The sequence below is a fragment of the Streptococcus mitis genome, from assembly GCF_000960025.1.
Classification (GTDB): domain Bacteria; phylum Bacillota; class Bacilli; order Lactobacillales; family Streptococcaceae; genus Streptococcus; species Streptococcus mitis_DH.
Genome location: NZ_JYGQ01000004.1, coordinates 196,941 through 213,027, shown reverse-complemented (window position 1 = coordinate 213,027; position 16,087 = coordinate 196,941). Strand labels below are relative to the sequence as shown.

At 32.8% G+C, this 16,087-nt stretch carries 13 protein-coding genes; all 13 read left to right on the top strand.

Annotation, left to right across the window (positions count from 1 at the left end; genetic code table 11):
• The first annotated feature begins 9 nt into the window (after window positions 1-9).
• The 13 genes from TZ91_RS07840 (at window position 10) to TZ91_RS07780 (ending at window position 15,973) form a co-directional block, all read left to right on the top strand.
• Window positions 10-714: a tyrosine-protein kinase gene (locus TZ91_RS07840; protein ID WP_033686411.1), complete on the top strand. Its 705-nt coding sequence runs from the start codon at window positions 10-12 to the stop codon at window positions 712-714.
• A gap of 23 nt (window positions 715-737) precedes the next feature.
• Window positions 738-2,087 carry a sugar transferase gene (locus TZ91_RS07835; RefSeq protein WP_033686412.1) on the top strand — a complete coding sequence of 450 codons (1,350 nt, stop codon included), beginning with the start codon at window positions 738-740 and terminating at the stop codon, window positions 2,085-2,087.
• An 8-nt stretch (window positions 2,088-2,095) separates the two neighbouring features.
• Window positions 2,096-2,887 carry a DUF4422 domain-containing protein gene (locus tag TZ91_RS07830; RefSeq protein WP_033686413.1) on the top strand — a complete coding sequence of 264 codons (792 nt, stop codon included), beginning with the start codon at window positions 2,096-2,098 and terminating at the stop codon, window positions 2,885-2,887.
• A 9-nt stretch (window positions 2,888-2,896) separates the two neighbouring features.
• Complete coding sequence (locus tag TZ91_RS07825; RefSeq protein WP_045597530.1) at window positions 2,897-4,099, top strand: hypothetical protein; 1,203 nt, start codon at window positions 2,897-2,899, stop codon at window positions 4,097-4,099.
• A complete protein-coding gene (locus tag TZ91_RS07820; protein WP_033686415.1) occupies window positions 4,096-5,088 on the top strand; it encodes a glycosyltransferase family 2 protein in 993 nt (330 codons plus the stop codon). Before TZ91_RS07825 ends, TZ91_RS07820 begins: the two co-directional genes overlap by 4 nt.
• The gene (locus TZ91_RS07815; RefSeq protein WP_033686416.1) at window positions 5,078-6,016 is read left to right on the top strand and encodes a beta-1,6-N-acetylglucosaminyltransferase; all 939 of its coding nucleotides are present in this window, start codon (window positions 5,078-5,080) and stop codon (window positions 6,014-6,016) included. Before TZ91_RS07820 ends, TZ91_RS07815 begins: the two co-directional genes overlap by 11 nt.
• Window positions 6,016-7,161 carry a glycosyltransferase family 1 protein gene (locus TZ91_RS07810; protein ID WP_033686421.1) on the top strand — a complete coding sequence of 382 codons (1,146 nt, stop codon included), beginning with the start codon at window positions 6,016-6,018 and terminating at the stop codon, window positions 7,159-7,161. The genes TZ91_RS07815 and TZ91_RS07810 overlap by 1 nt, the downstream gene beginning before the upstream one ends.
• The gene (locus TZ91_RS07805; RefSeq protein WP_033686423.1) at window positions 7,139-8,179 is read left to right on the top strand and encodes a glycosyltransferase; all 1,041 of its coding nucleotides are present in this window, start codon (window positions 7,139-7,141) and stop codon (window positions 8,177-8,179) included. The genes TZ91_RS07810 and TZ91_RS07805 overlap by 23 nt, the downstream gene beginning before the upstream one ends.
• Window positions 8,180-8,196: 17 nt before the next feature.
• Window positions 8,197-9,186, top strand: a complete 990-nt coding sequence (locus TZ91_RS07800; RefSeq protein WP_033686424.1) for a Stealth CR1 domain-containing protein — start codon at window positions 8,197-8,199, stop codon at window positions 9,184-9,186.
• 44 nt (window positions 9,187-9,230) lie between these two features.
• Window positions 9,231-10,646 (top strand): oligosaccharide flippase family protein, encoded by a 1,416-nt coding sequence (locus TZ91_RS07795; protein ID WP_045597528.1) that lies wholly within the window; start codon window positions 9,231-9,233, stop codon window positions 10,644-10,646.
• An 11-nt stretch (window positions 10,647-10,657) separates the two neighbouring features.
• Window positions 10,658-11,758 (top strand): UDP-galactopyranose mutase, encoded by a 1,101-nt coding sequence (glf, locus tag TZ91_RS07790; RefSeq protein ID WP_033678188.1) that lies wholly within the window; start codon window positions 10,658-10,660, stop codon window positions 11,756-11,758.
• A gap of 72 nt (window positions 11,759-11,830) precedes the next feature.
• Window positions 11,831-12,877, top strand: coding sequence for an acyltransferase family protein (locus tag TZ91_RS07785; RefSeq protein WP_033686425.1), 1,047 nt, complete (start codon window positions 11,831-11,833; stop codon window positions 12,875-12,877).
• 141 nt (window positions 12,878-13,018) lie between these two features.
• Window positions 13,019-15,973: an SEC10/PgrA surface exclusion domain-containing protein gene (locus TZ91_RS07780; protein ID WP_045597526.1), complete on the top strand. Its 2,955-nt coding sequence runs from the start codon at window positions 13,019-13,021 to the stop codon at window positions 15,971-15,973.
• Window positions 15,974-16,087 lie beyond the last annotated feature (114 nt).

Genomic DNA, 16,087 nt, shown 5'->3' with positions numbered 1-16,087 from the left:
GGAGAAAATATGCCAACATTAGAAATCGCACAAAAGCGTTTAGATTTTGCTAAAAAAGCTGAAGAACACTATAATGCTTTGCGCACCAATATTCAATTGAGTGGTGATAATTTGAAAGTTCTTGCCATCTCATCTGTCAAACCTGGTGAAGGGAAATCTACAACTTCAACTAATATCGCCTGGGCTTTCGCGCGTGCAGGCTATAAAACATTACTAGTAGATGCGGATATCCGTAATTCAGTTATGTCTGGTGTCTTCAAGTCAAGAGAAAAAATTACTGGATTGACTGACTTTTTGGCAGGGACCACAGACCTCTCTCACGGACTTTGTGATACAAATGTTGAAAATTTATTTGTTATTCAGGCAGGTCCTGTATCACCTAACCCAACAGCCCTCCTGCAGAGTGAAAATTTCCATACCATGATTGATACCCTGCGTAAGTATTTTGATTATGTCATTGTGGATACTGCACCGATTGGGATGGTCATTGACGCTGCTATCATTACACAAAAATGTGATGCTTCTATCTTGGTTACGGCAGCTGGAGAGACAAAACGACGTGATGTCTTAAAGGCGAAGGAACAGTTAGAACAAACAGGAACTCCATTTTTAGGTGTGGTTCTAAATAAATTTAACACAGAAGTTGAAAAATATGGAGCTTATGGTGGTTATGGAGCCTATGGTTCCTATGGAAATTATGGGAAAAAGAAGTAGGTAGAGTTACCTAGGAGGTAGTTTTGAGAGAAGTATCAAATATTCGAAAATTAGAGATTCTCATAATACAACTGTTTCCAATTTATCTGTTACCTTTTGTATTGGATATTCATGAACATATACTATTTCTAATGGTTGTTCATGTAATTTCTTACTATATCAGTGATTATAGTAAGAAATTCAAATATCGGAGTTTAGCAGAAGAACTGATACAGACAATAAAGTACGAATTGGTCTATCTTTTATTATCTGTTGTTGTTTTTCCATTGTTAGCACCCGACTTACCTTATTTAAGCATCTACAATTTATTGTGGATTGTAGGGGTAAATACGATTTTTATCCTAGTGCTTAATATCTTTATTCGTAAAGTATGGAAGTTCTTGTCTCGTCAAAAAAAATACACTCAGCGTATCTTGCTAGTGACCACACGTGCACGAGTTGAAAGAGTACTACAGCAACTTTCTACTTATGACTATGGCTATGTTTCAGCTGTTTGTATTGTAGATGATGAGCGTTTTGAATCTTCTAATTTTACAATTGTCACGTTGGACAACCTAGTAACCTATGCTACGAGATCAGTCGTAGATCAAGTGGTGATTAATCTTCCAAGTGAAAATTTTTTAATTGCAGATTTTGTTTCTCAATTTGAAATGATGGGCTTGCCAGTAGCTGTTAATATTGCGGCTTTAGAATTTGTAACCAATAGTGAAAAAGCGATTCAACGTTTTGGGAATTCTAGTGTGGTTAATTTTTCAACAACCTTTTATCGTTCTAGTGATGTTGCTTTAAAAAGAATGATGGATATAATCGGCTCCTTATTTGGTTTAGTGATTTGTGGTATAGTATCTATTTTTCTTATTCCTCTGATAAAAAGAGACGGAGGTCCTGCTATTTTTGCCCAGGATAGGGTTGGTAGAAATGGACGTATATTTAAATTTTATAAATTCCGTTCTATGAGAGTAGATGCGGAGGAAATTAAGAAGGATTTGATGAGCCAGAACCAGATGCAGGGTGGAATGTTTAAGATTGAAAATGATCCACGAATTACAAAGATTGGGCATTTTATTAGAAAGACGAGTCTAGATGAATTGCCACAATTTTGGAATGTTCTAAAAGGTGATATGAGTTTAGTTGGTACTAGGCCACCAACCTTGGATGAGTATATGAAGTATACACCGGAACAAAAACGTCGTCTCAGTTTTAAACCTGGAATCACAGGTCTTTGGCAGATTAGTGGTAGAAGTAATATTACAAACTTTGATGACGTAGTAAAATTAGACGTTACTTATTTAGATGGCTGGACAATTTGGAAAGATATAGAGATTTTATTGAAGACAATAAAAGTTGTAGTAATGAAAGATGGAGCAAAATAAATAAGAAAATGTCAGTGATAAAAATAATCGTGGCCACGCATAAAGAATTTGTCATGCCGCAGGATAAAGAACTTTATCTCCCAATCCATGTGGGATGTGAAGGTAAAAAAGATTTAGGATTTCAGGGAGATAATACTGGAGACAATATTTCCATTTTAAATCCATACTATTGTGAACTTACAGGCCTCTATTGGGCATGGAAAAATTTAGAGTGTGACTATTTAGGTTTGGTACACTATCGTCGTTATTTTACTAAGAAGGCAGAAGTTTATAATAAATCAATAAATATAGATGATGTTATTTTAGATAAAGATGATATTGAGAAACTGTTAGAAGTTTCAAATGTTATTGTCCCTAAGAAAAGAAAGTACTATATAGAAACGCTCTATTCTCACTATGCACACACCTTGGATGGGACTCATTTAGATCTAGCTAGAAAAATGATTGAAATGAATAGCCCAGAGTATCTATCAAGCTTTGATAAGGTAATGAAGCAAAGAAGTGGCTATATGTTTAATATGTTCATTATGAAAAAAGAACTAGCTGATGATTATTTCACTTGGCTATTTCCAATTTTAGATAGTATGTATGAATGTATGGACTTATCAGGTTTAACAGCTTTTGAAGCCCGTCTATTTGGTAGAGTAAGTGAGTTGTTATTTAATGTATGGTTAGTAAAAAATAATTTGACTCCTACGGAAGCACATTTCATGTACATGGAAAAAGTAAATCTATTTAAAAAAGGTTTATCATTCCTACAAGCAAAGTTTTTAGGAAAAAAATATGGAAAAAGTTTTTAGGTCTTAGATATGAGTATAAAATTTAAAAAATTAACATTAGCAGAAACACTGAGTTTATTTTCACTGATACTTTTTTTACTTATTTCGCTCTTAAATACGACTTTTTATGCCAGATATATATCCGGTGCGGTTTATAATGTATCGATTCTTACTTCAGTTGTCCTTTTAATAATTAAAGAATTAATCAATAATAAATTTAATTTTCAAAAAGCAATATCGTTATTAGGAGTTATAATGGTTTATGCTTTGGTTGGTAGTGTAACAGGTTTTCTATCAACATTAGCTATAAGTGTTATTTTTATATTTAGTCTAAGAGATATATCTTTTAGGTATGTAGCGAAAACTTCTTTTTATATCAGTTTATTTACTTTAATATTTGTTATCTTGAGTAGTCAAATTGGTTTAATTTCTAACTATATTGAGTTTTCTGGAGGAAGAATACGGCATTATCTTGGCTTTCGATATTCATTGTTCCCATCTACAGTGATGCTAAATATAGTAGCAAGTTCATTTTTCTTAACTCAAGATAAGGTAAGTTATAAACGTTTGTTTTTTTTATTGCTTTCAACAATTTGGATTTTCTACCAAACAGATTCACGATTAACCTTTATTAGTTCGTTATTATTACTAGGAATTAATCTTGTAGTGAAATGGTATCCATCAATTTTAAAGTCTTCTGGTCTCTTATTAAAAACTTTAAAATTAACTTATATAGTAAATGCATATTTAAGTTATTTGATAGCAAAAATGTATCTGAGTTTTTCAAGTCCTTTTTTGAATGAATTGAGTAAGAATATCAACCAATTTCTAGGCGGTCGAGTTTATTACGCTAATCGTTCTTTGAATATATATGGTTATAATTTATTTGGACAAAAGATTAATTGGATTGGGAATGGTTTGGATATCAATGGACAAAGGGGACTGAGTGAATATTTGTACGTCGATAATCTCTATATCCAAATATTACAACGATATGGATTGTTTGTTTTGCTTATACTATTGTTAATTTTTACATTAACTTTACATCATCTTTTGAAGCAAAAACAATATGTATTATCATTAATTCTGATTATATTAAGTTTTCATGCTATGATAGACGATTTAATTATAAATCTTCACTATAACATTTTTTTGATTTTGATTGGTACTTTAATGAATCAAAATCAGTCTGCTTTTGAAGAGAATTTACAATTGGATAATGGAGAAAAATGATAAAAGTAAGTATTATTATTCCTGTATATAATGTAGAACAATATTTGGATAGATGCCTGACCTCTGTCTTCAATCAGACATATAAAGATTTAGAAGTGATTTTGATTAATGATGGATCTACGGATAAATCAGGGATTATTTGTGAAGAGCTTGTTCAAACAGATAAAAGAGTTAAAGTATATCATCAGGAAAACAGAGGATTATCTGAAGCACGTAATACTGGGTTAAAATACATGACAGGAGATTTTGTCATGTTTCTTGACTCGGATGATTGGTTGGAACTTGATGCAGTCGAATTTTTATTGGAACAAGCTGAAATTTACAATGCAGATATGGTTGTAGGAGGTGTTTATAGAACCTCAAAGATTGTGGACCATCAACAAAATACCCCTGTTTCTCAAGTATTGACGCAGGAAGAGTATGCCAAACGTTATTTTAAGATTGAAACTCAGACAATTGAGTATTATGTTTGGAATAAATTATATAAAAGAGAAGTTGTAGAAGGTATAGAATTTCCATCTGGCTTCTTTGCAGAAGATGTTCCAACAATGTTTCGCTACATTCTAAACTCAGAAAAGATAGTAGTTACTGATAAGATTGTTTATAATTATTTTATTAATAATTCGGGTTTAACAGCTAAATTTACATCTAAACATTTTGATGTGTTAAAAGGTTGGGATTTAGTATGTCAGTATGCGACTGAAAGTAATAATGCTAAATACAAAGAGTGGGCTCAAATTAATCGCTACAGAGCGGATTTGGCACTTTTGACAGAAATAGCCCTTTCCGTAGATTATAAAAACATTCGCATGTTAAATGAAACTCAAATAAAATCAATGCAATCTAGATTGAAGCAAAACAAGAGAGTCTTGCTACAACAAGCCATTCCTCTTAGTCGAAAGATACTGATTATACTCTTCACAACTTCCTATAACATATTTGCAAAAGTGATCAATACTATGATAAGGATAAAAAATTATGGTGCATAAGCATGCATATTTAATTTTAGCTCACAGCCAATTTAATCAGCTAGCTTTTTTGGTTTCTTTATTGGATCATCAAGATAATGATATTTTTATACATATTGATAAGAAATCAAATATTGATGATTATTTTTTGGATTTAATTAAATCCAGTGCAAAGCAATCTCAAGTTTATTTTACAGAAAGAGTTTCAGTGAGTTGGGGAGGATATTCCCAAATTGAAGCTGAAATGATTTTATTTAAAGCTGCGTCTAAAAGAGAATCTTACTATTTTTATCATTTAATAAGTGGGGTAGATTTACCGTTACTTTCTCAGCAGAGAATTCATAATTTTTTTGACGATTATAAAGACTATTCATTTCTTACTTTTATGAATATAGAGGATAATGGTGAAGATATAAATAGATTTAAATATTATCATCTTTTTGAAAGCTTTACATATCGGACTTTACCGGGTGCAGTTGGCAAACTTGCATTCAAGATTTATCGTAATTTAGAAGTATGGATTCAAAAACTATTTAGAGTAAATCGTTACACAATATTTAATGTCAATCCGGTAAAAGCTAGTCAGTGGGTTTCACTACCAAATAATATTGTGGAAATATTAATCGATAAAGAATCAGATACTGAGAAAATGTTTAGAAAATCTTTTCTTAGTGACGAAATTTTTATACCAATGATTTTAAATAAAGAGTTAAGAAACTATAAGGTGTATGATGCATCAATTAATCACGGTTATAAAAAAGAATTTCAAGGAAACTTACGCTATATTAATTGGTGGGATGGTAAACCTTATACTTGGACTGACAGTGAGAAAGATTTAAAAGAATTAAGATTAGCTGCCAAAAATGGATACCTGTTTTCAAGAAAGTTTGATATAGAAAACTATCCCAAAATTAAAGAGCTAATCGTAGAACTAACTAAGGAAATATAATGGTCTATAAAATTTTAATGACAGGAATGTCACCTGTTCTTGCTGGTACAGAAACCTTTATCATGAATTATTATCGTCATCTTGATTCATCTATTTTTCAAGTTGACTTTATTAAAAGGACTAGAGAACCTATTGTATTTGAAGATGAAATTGTTTCAAAAGGTTCAAAAGTTTATTATTTACCTCGTAAAGGAAAAAATCCTCTTAAGTATATGAGGGAATTAAGAGAGTTTTTTGCTACAGAGGGGAAAACATATGATGCTATTTGGTATAATGCGATGGCAATTCCAAATCTTGACCTTTTAAAATATGCTAAAAAATATGGGATAAAAACACGAATTATCCATAGTCATAGTTCGATGTTCAAGGGAAATACAATAAGACAGATTTTACATAGTGTGAACAGATCTAAGTTGCCAAAAACAGCAACACATTTTTTTGCCTGCTCTGGGATTGCTGCAGATTATATGTTTCCTGATGAGATAAGATCAAGTGCAAAAATTATACAAAATGCTATTGATGTAGAAAACTTTTCTTTTTCAGAAAAAGCTAGACTGGATCTAAGAACAGAGTTAGGGTGGAATGACTGTAAAGTTATTGGCAATGTCGGTCGACTAGATATCCAAAAAAATCAACCCTTTCTAATAGATGTTTTTAATGAAGCTTGCAAGAAAAATCCTAATCTTCGCTTAGTGATAATCGGTAAGGTTGCGGGTGCAAATTCAACTGTAGATTTAATCAAAGAAAAAATAAAATCTTATGGAATTGAAGATAAAGTTTTGTTGGCAGGAAGTCAGAATGATATGAAGAAATGGTTAAGTTCTCTAGATTTATTCGTTTTGCCTTCAATATTTGAGGGGTTGCCTCTATCTGCTGTCGAAGCTCAAGCAAATGGACTACCTGTTTTGGTAAGTGATGCAGTTACGAAAGAATTGAAAATATTAGATTCCATTCGTTACTTATCTCTAAACGACTCTATTGATGTTTGGGCAAAAAATATTCTTGAGTTAGTAGAAATACCTAGATCAACTGAACTTGAAATAAAAGAAATGTTTAAGCTAAAAGGATTTGAAATTGAAACTCAAGCATTGACTTTACAGAATATACTGTTGGGAGAACTGAATGAAAAAATATCAGATTGTTGAATCGTATGGGACACACATGCATGCGGGGAGTAAAGCGACCAACGATTGTGTCAATATTTTGGAAGAATTAGACTTCGAAAAAATAGAAATTGTACGCCACAAGCCTGAGGATAAATCCCCTGTATCGAAAATTATAAGACAACTTTCTTTTTATAAACAGTGGAATAATGTTTTGAATAGATTGTCTAAAGGGGATGTTTTGTTATTACAGCATCCCTATCGCAGAAATCATTTTGGTAGAACATCAATTCTTCTGAAATTAAAGAAAAAACAAGTAAAAATAATTTCATTGGTTCATGATGTGGAATTAATTAGAGGGATTTATGATGATCCATTCTACCAGAAAGAATTTGATGAAATGCTATCTTTTGCTGATTCAATTATTGTTCATAATGAAAAAATGAAAGATTGGTTTGTGGAATATGGCGTAGATGAAAAGAGACTAGTTGTTTTAGAAATATTTGATTATTTGAATAGCAAGAGCGAATCTTCATCTATTGAATATTCAAAATCAGTTACAGTAGCGGGGAATCTTTCTCCTGATAAAAGCCCTTATTTGTATCAGTTAGATAAAGTTCCTGACATTCAATTTCAATTGATGGGAATTGGTTTTCAACCAGTAAAAGAGATTTCTAATGTTTCCTATTTAGGTGCCTTTGCTCCAGAAGATGTTCCTAACCATTTAAATAGTGGATTCGGATTAGTATGGGATGGAGAAAGTTTAGATACTTGCGACGGAGTAACAGGAAATTATTTAAGATACAATAATCCCCACAAGTTATCCTTGTATCTTTCTTCAGGTCTACCCGTTATTGTTTGGAAAGATTCAGCTGAGGCGAACTTTGTTGAGAAGAATGGAGTAGGCTTGGCAGTGAATAGTCTGTTTGAATTATCTGAAATACTGGGTGAAATTAGTCAGGATGAATATCTGCAAATGGCAACAAATGCTAAAAATATTATGAAAAATCTTAAAGAAGGTTATTATCTAAAGACCGCAGTGAATAAGATAATTAAATAGACTCTTTGGAGAAGTATATGAATAATAAAATAGATCTTGTAATTACTTGGGTTGATGGTACAGATCCTGATTGGTTACAAGAAAAGAGGTTATATGAATCTGATGTTGAGTGGTCAGAATCAAACAATGCCAATCGATACAGACCATCAGAAAATTTTAAGTATTGGTTCCGTGCGGTAGAACGCTATGCAGATTGGATTAACCGTATTTTCTTTATAACGTATGGTCATGTTCCAGAATGGTTAAATACAAAGAATCCAAAATTAAAAATTGTAAAACATACCGATTATATACCTCAGGAATATCTTCCAACTTATAACTCTAATGTAATTGAGTTGAATTTACATAGAATTGAAGAGTTAAGTGAGAATTTTATTCTTTTAAATGATGATATGTATTTTGCTGCACCTACTACAGCAGATGATTTCTTTAAAGAAAATCTTCCAAAGGATTTTGGGATTTACTTACCAATAACTCCTAGAGAAAGTTTTAATCATATTGAACTAAACAATACCATTTTGATGAATAAACATTTTAAGAAAAAAAGAAAACCTTTCTCGGAATGGTGTAAATTTTATAGTTTGAAATTAGGCAAGTACCTAGTTGGGAATATTTTTAGTATTTTTTATTCAGGTATTTTAGGATATAAAAATTATCATATTGGTTTGTCGCATTTAAAATCGACCTTTGATTTAATCTGGGAAAAAGAACCGAAATTATTGGAAGAAGTTAGCTCGCATCGCTTTAGACAGTTATCAGATATTAGTCATTATGTAATGTCTCACTGGAATGTAGAGTCTGGAAAGTTTATGCCTCAATCCATTCATTTTGGGAAGTATTTTGATATTTGGGAAGTTGAAGAAATTCAAGGAGCTATTCAAAATGAGAAATATAAGATTATTTGTATCAACGATACGGATGAAGATGGAAAATTTTCTGAGTACGATCAAAAAATACATCAAGCATTTCAGTCTAAATTCCCAGATAAATCAAGTTTTGAACTGTAAATTTACAGATTAATAATAAAAAATATGCTTAGAAGTAAAAAATAATGAAAGTTCTAAAAAATTACGCTTATAATCTCTCTTATCAATTATTAATCATCATTTTACCGATTATTACTACACCTTATGTTACTAGGGTTTTTAGCTCAGATGATTTGGGAACCTATAGTTATTTTAACTCAATCGTTACCTATTTTCTTATGCTAGCTACTCTAGGAGTAAACAACTATGGTACTAAGGCGATTTCAGGTAGTAGGAAAGATACTCGAAAGAATTTTTGGGGTATCTATACACTGCAATTGGGGGCGACACTGTTCTCTTCTGTTCTTTATATACTTCTTTGTCTTACCTTACCAGCTATGCAAAATCCTGTAGCTTATATTTTAGGTCTAAGTTTAGTTTCAAAAGGTTTAGATATTTCTTGGTTATTTCAAGGTTTAGAGGATTTTCGAAAAATCACAATCAGAAATATCACAGTTAGGTTAGTTGGTGTTATTTCTATCTTTTCGTTCATAAAATCAGCTGAAAATCTCTATTTATATATATCACTGATTACGATTTTTGAATTGTTAGGGCAATTAAGTATGTGGTTACCAGCGAGAGAGTTCATTGGGAAACCGCACTTTGATTGGAAATATGCTAGACAGCATTTGAAGCCAGTAGTCTTATTATTCTTACCTCAGATTGCGATATCGCTTTACATTACCTTAGATAGTACAATGCTTGGAGTGCTAGCATCCAAAAGGGATGTTGGTATTTACGACCAATCACTGAAATTAGTAAAGATTCTACTAACATTGGTAACTTCATTAGGAAGTGTCATGTTACCCCGAGTTTCAAATCTTTTATCTACAGGAGATCATAAAGCAGTTAACAAAATGCATGAGATGTCATTTCTGATTTATAATTTGGTAATTTTCCCCATTATGGCAGGAATGTTAATTGTAAATGATGATTTTGTTACCTTTTTCCTCGGGCAAGATTTTCAAGAGGCACGTTATGCGATAGCAATTATGATTTTTAGAATGTTCTTTATTGGTTGGACCAATATTATGGGGATTCAAATTTTGATACCTCATAATAAAAATAAAGAATTTATGCTGTCAACAACAATTCCTGCTATTGTTAGTGTGGGCTTAAATCTTCTCTTACTTCCAAAGCTGGGCTATATAGGTGCGGCAATTGTATCTGTTTTAACAGAGGTACTAGTATGGTTGATACAGTTATTCTATACTCGTTCTTATTTGAGAGAGGTGCCCATTCTAGGTTCATTGATCAAAATTATAATCTCATCTGGAGTTATGTATGGTATCCTACTATTTATAAAACAATTCCTAAATGTATCACCAATGATTAATGTGGTGCTATATGCTGTGCTAGGAGCAATAATTTATGCCGGCTTGATTTTAATCTTGAAGGTCATAAATCCAAATGAGTTAAAACAACAATTATTAAAAAAATAAAGGAGTGTATTATGTACGATTATCTAATCGTTGGCGCTGGTCTATCTGGAGCAATTTTTGCTTATGAAGCAACCAAGCGTGGAAAAAAAGTAAAAGTTATTGATAAACGTGACCACATTGGTGGAAATATCTACTGTGAGAATGTTGAAGGAGTCAATGTTCATAAATATGGTGCTCATATCTTCCATACTTCTAACAAGAAAGTCTGGGATTATGTTAATCAATTTGCTGAATTTAACAACTATATCAACTCGCCTGTAGCTAATTACAAGGGGAGCCTTTATAATCTACCTTTCAATATGAATACTTTCTATGCTATGTGGGGGACAAAAACTCCTCAAGAAGTGAAAAATAAGATTGCTGAGCAAACGGCTCATATGAAGGACGTTGAACCTAAAAACTTGGAAGAGCAAGCTATTAAGTTGATCGGTCCAGATATTTATGAAAAGTTGATTAAGGGATATACTGAAAAGCAATGGGGACGTTCTGCGACTGACCTTCCACCGTTTATCATCAAACGTCTACCAGTTCGTTTGACTTTTGATAATAACTACTTCAATGACCGTTACCAAGGCATTCCAATCGGTGGCTATAATGTTATTATCGAAAATATGCTGAAGGATGTGGAAGTAGAACTTGGAGTTGACTTTTTTGCCAATCGTCAAGAATTAGAAGCTTCTGCTGAAAAAGTTGTCTTTACAGGGATGATTGACCAATACTTCGATTACAAACATGGTGAATTAGAATACCGTAGCCTTCGTTTTGAGCATGAAGTTCTTGATGAAGAGAACTATCAAGGAAATGCAGTTGTAAACTATACAGAACGAGAAATTCCTTATACTCGCATTATTGAGCATAAACACTTTGAGTACGGTACACAAGATAAAACGGTCATTACTCGTGAATACCCAGCTGATTGGAAACGTGGAGATGAACCCTATTATCCAATCAATGATGAGAGAAACAATGCCATGTTTGCTAAATATCAAGAAGAAGCAGCACAGAATGATAAGGTAATTTTCTGTGGACGTTTGGCTGATTATAAATACTACGACATGCATGTGGTCATTGAACGTGCTCTAAATGTTGTAGAGGAAGAATTAGGAAACTAAAGATTTGATGTTAAAATGGGGGAATACTTCTTTTCCTCATTTTATTCATCTTAACAGGAGATATCAAAAGAAATGAATAGTTTTAGTAAACAAAAGCCTGCCCGAATCGAGTGGATTGATTTTGGGAAAGGATTAACAGTTTTAATGGTTGTTTTTGGTCATGTTGTTTTAGGACTATTTGAATCCAAAAGATTTGAAGATAACAATCAATGGTTATTATTTGTGACTCAGATTTTTTATCTGTTTCATATTCCAGTATTCTATGCTTTGTCAGGTTTTTTCTTTAAACCAGTAGACAATTTAAAGACTTTTGCAACCTTTGTAAAACAAAAAACAATTATTTTAGGAATTCCTTATTTGTTCTATTCTGTCTTACAGTTTGGTCTTCAAAAATTAGGCGGAGCGACAGTAAGGAATGCAGCTTCTTTTTGGGATTTGTTAAATATTTATCAGACGCCTCTTGGAGTATCTTGGTATCTCTATGTTCTTTGGTGGATTTACCTGGTTGTTGCCTTCCTTTCTATTTGGATCAAATCCTATCATAAGTTATTCTTCATTAGTGTAGTAGCCTATCTTCTTTCTATATTTGCACCAACTAATATCTATATTGTTCAGAAAATTTTTCTATGGACCTTCTTCTTTTTGTTAGGATCATGGATCAGACACTCAGGTGTTGGAACTTTTTTAACAAATAGATGGAAGTCGATTAGTTGTGTGACACTAGTCGTCATTACAGTATTTTTAATATATTGGCAATTATCTGCACCTACTTTTTATATTTCATATGATAGACCGGGACTAAATGGGTTTATCTTCCCCGTTTCTGTAATTTTAGCTATGGCTTCCTATCCTATTTTAAGTGATAAATTGAATAGAGTTGCTGATTATTTTAGAAAGATAGGAAAAGATAGTTTGGTAATCTATCTTTTGCATGCACCAATAGTTTCTGTAACTAGAATTGCTTTATTGAAGCTAGGTGTTAGCAATATCTTTATCCATATATTTATGGGACTCCTTCTAGGATGGTTTGGTTCAATCGTAATACTTTATCTCTCCAAAAAAATACCATATGCAGATTTTGTATTTTATCCAATGAAGTATCTAAGAAAAGTAAAATAGTAAGTGAAATCGAGGATAGATATCTTCGGTTTTTTGATATGCAAAATCCAATAAAAAACGAACTATAAACTTGAAGAAAAGTAAAAAAAATGATATAATTGGCTTCAAATACGTATAAAACATTTAGGAGATTTAAACCAGATGGATAAGAAAATTAAAACAGCCTTGGTAGCAACTGCAGCAGCTTTTACTGCATTTTCAGTTCATCAAGTAAGTGCTGATGAAGCAAGTGATAAAACTGCTAACAAAGAAACTACAGAGGTAGAAACGCTGAAGCCAGTTTCTGATCAACAAATTGCAGATGCTGAGAAAAAAGTTTTAGATACTAAAGCTGCAATTAAACAAAAAGAAGCTAATCTAACTCAGGCAGAAGCTGATGCAAAAGTAGCGGCAGAAAAGGAAAAAGCGGCAGCTGAAAAGGCAAAAGAAGCTACGCCAGAAGCTATCCAAAAAGCTAAAGACAACGCAACTACAGCTGCGGAAGCTGTTAAAACTGCGGAAGCTGATGTAAAAACTAAAAAAGCCACTCAGGACGCTCTTGCTAAAGATGTAGCAACAAAACAAACAGAAGCAGACTATGCAAACTCTGCTGTCGATGCTGCTGCTAAAAAAGTGCAAGACTTAGAAAATGGAACTCCATCTCTAACTGCAGCAGAAAAAGCTAAAACTGACGCAGAAAAAGCTAAAACTGACGCAGAAAAAGCTAAAACTGACGCAGAAAAAGCAAAAGAAAGTGCTAAAAAAGCTGATGCTGCTGCAGATAAAAAGGTAACTGATTTAAATAATGAACTGACTGCTAAAAAACAAACTTTAGCAGATAAAGAAAAAGCGCTTAAAGATCTTGGAGAAAAGCCGCAAGGATTTGATTTCTCTGATGTTAAATTTAACTTAGGATCTGATTTTGCAGCTGCATTAAATGAACGTGCTAAATTAATGGGAGAAAATGACCCAAACAATACTGGTGATGGGCGTGCCAACGAACTTAGCACAAGAAACCAAGCTGAAGTAACTGCTAATGCTGAAAAATTAAAACAATTAGCAAAAACTAATATGGCTAAAAATACCTACACTAATACAACTGACACACGTGAAGTTGATATTTGGAACTTAACAGCTGATCAAAAGAGAGAAATTAACTTATTCGGTCTTCACATCGTTAACCAAATCCGTGAACAACTAGGAAATCCTAAAGTTAAAACAACTGTAGGTATGGAAAAATTTGCAAACGAAGCTGCGGATACTCGCAACAAAAAATATGCGAAAATAAAAGAAACTTACGCAAAACCTGATTACGATGGAATCAACGCTGCAGCAAAAGCAAATGGTTTATCATACAAAACTGGTGACAACCAAAACCAAAGTGATATAATCTACGCTAATGCTAAAACATTCGAGAAAACAACTGAAAGTGAAGTATTTAAATCTGAACAAAATCTAAATACTCTAATACAAAACAGCACACGTAGACCTACTATGACAATGGGGCAATTAAAAGAGTATATCTTCGAAGCATACAACAATAAAATGTTCACTAATAACGAAGACTATACTGGAGCAAATTCTCACCGTGCATGGGAAAACGCACTATCTATTGGTGGAAGCATTGCTTACCGTAAAGATGGAGAAGGTAACAAATTAGGGCGTAAAGCTTCTGAATACAACGCAACAAGTGTAACTGCATCTGTTAAATTTAATCCACAACCATATAAAAACAAATGGGGAGATTACAGATACTTTACTAACCTTGAAATCTTTGTCCACAACTTCCAAACAGCCGGAGAAAATAAAGAACCTGGACAAGACACAAACAGTATCGTTCTTGATCCAACTAAATTCAATGCAACTGAAATCAAAAACGATCCTACAGCTGCAAAAGAATATAGTGCTAAAAAACAAGCTGCTGAAAAAGCAGTTAAAGATGCCCAAGCTGAAGTAAATACTGCTCAAAGCAACTTAGACACAGCTAAGCAATACAAAAATCAATTACCAGCCGCTGAAAACGCTCTTACTGATGCAACTAGCAAACTTACAGCTGCTGAAAAAGCTCTTCAAGAAGCTGAAACTAACTTAAACAACTTACGTCAAGGTCTTACTAACAAAGCTGAAGAACTTAACAAAGCTAAAGCTGCATTAGAAACAGCTAAACAAGAAGCTGTAAAAGCTACAACTGCTCTTACTGAAGCGAAAGCTAAATTAGCCCAAGCTGAGAAGGATGTTAAAGACTCTGAAGCGAACGTTAAAACTAAAGATGTTGAAAAAGCTAAAGCAGAAGAATTAGTAACTTCTCTTGAAAATGCTAAGCAAATCTATGAGAAAGCTAAAGCAGAAAAAGCTGCTTCAGATGCTAAAGTTGCAGAGCTTCACAAATGTGTAGCAGATAAACAAACTGAACTTGTTAAATTAGAAGAAGAATATAAAGATCTTCTAAAACGACGTATCTCTAATTTGATTCAACCTGAAAATCCTGAATTAACATTCAGTGAGGAAGTGAAAGAAGAGGAAATCAAGTTTAACATTGTTGAAGAACTAGATCCATCCCTTAAAGAAGGTGAACGTGTTGTTAAAACTCCAGGTGTAGTTGGTCGTAAGAAGACCAAAGCTACAATCTTTAAAGCTGATGGAAAAGAAGTTGGTCGTGTCGTTGATAATGAAGAAGTATTAACGAAAGCTATTGATGAGGTTGTTTTAGTCGGTACTAAGAAAGAAGTCTCACCAATTCTTCCAGAGTACCTTCCTCCACGTAAAGATGATAAAAAACCTGAAGTTAATAAGCCTGAGGTTAATAAACCTGAAGCTAATAAACCTGAAGTTAAGCCTGATAGAGAGAAAACTCTTCCCCGTGAAGAAGTGAATGATGAAAAGCAAGATTCTAAACCAGCTGTTTCAGATGATGCCAAGAAAGTTGCTGAACAAGCAATTTCAAATTCTAAAGTAACATATATGGCGCCAAAAGCAACTCAATCAGTCGTATATGTAGAGAATGCTAAAAAACTTCCTACAACAGGTATGAAAGATTCAAAAGCATCAATCGTACTTGCGATTATTGCTGCAACCTCTTCTTTGGGATTAGTAGCAATAAAAAAGGAAGAAAAATAATTTATTCAAGTAATCATCTTACGTGATGATAAAAGAAATGAAATGGAGAAAATCTAATTGATTTTCTCCATTTTGCTTGTCTAGAGTAAAAGTAGAGTTATATTTTAGAAGTAA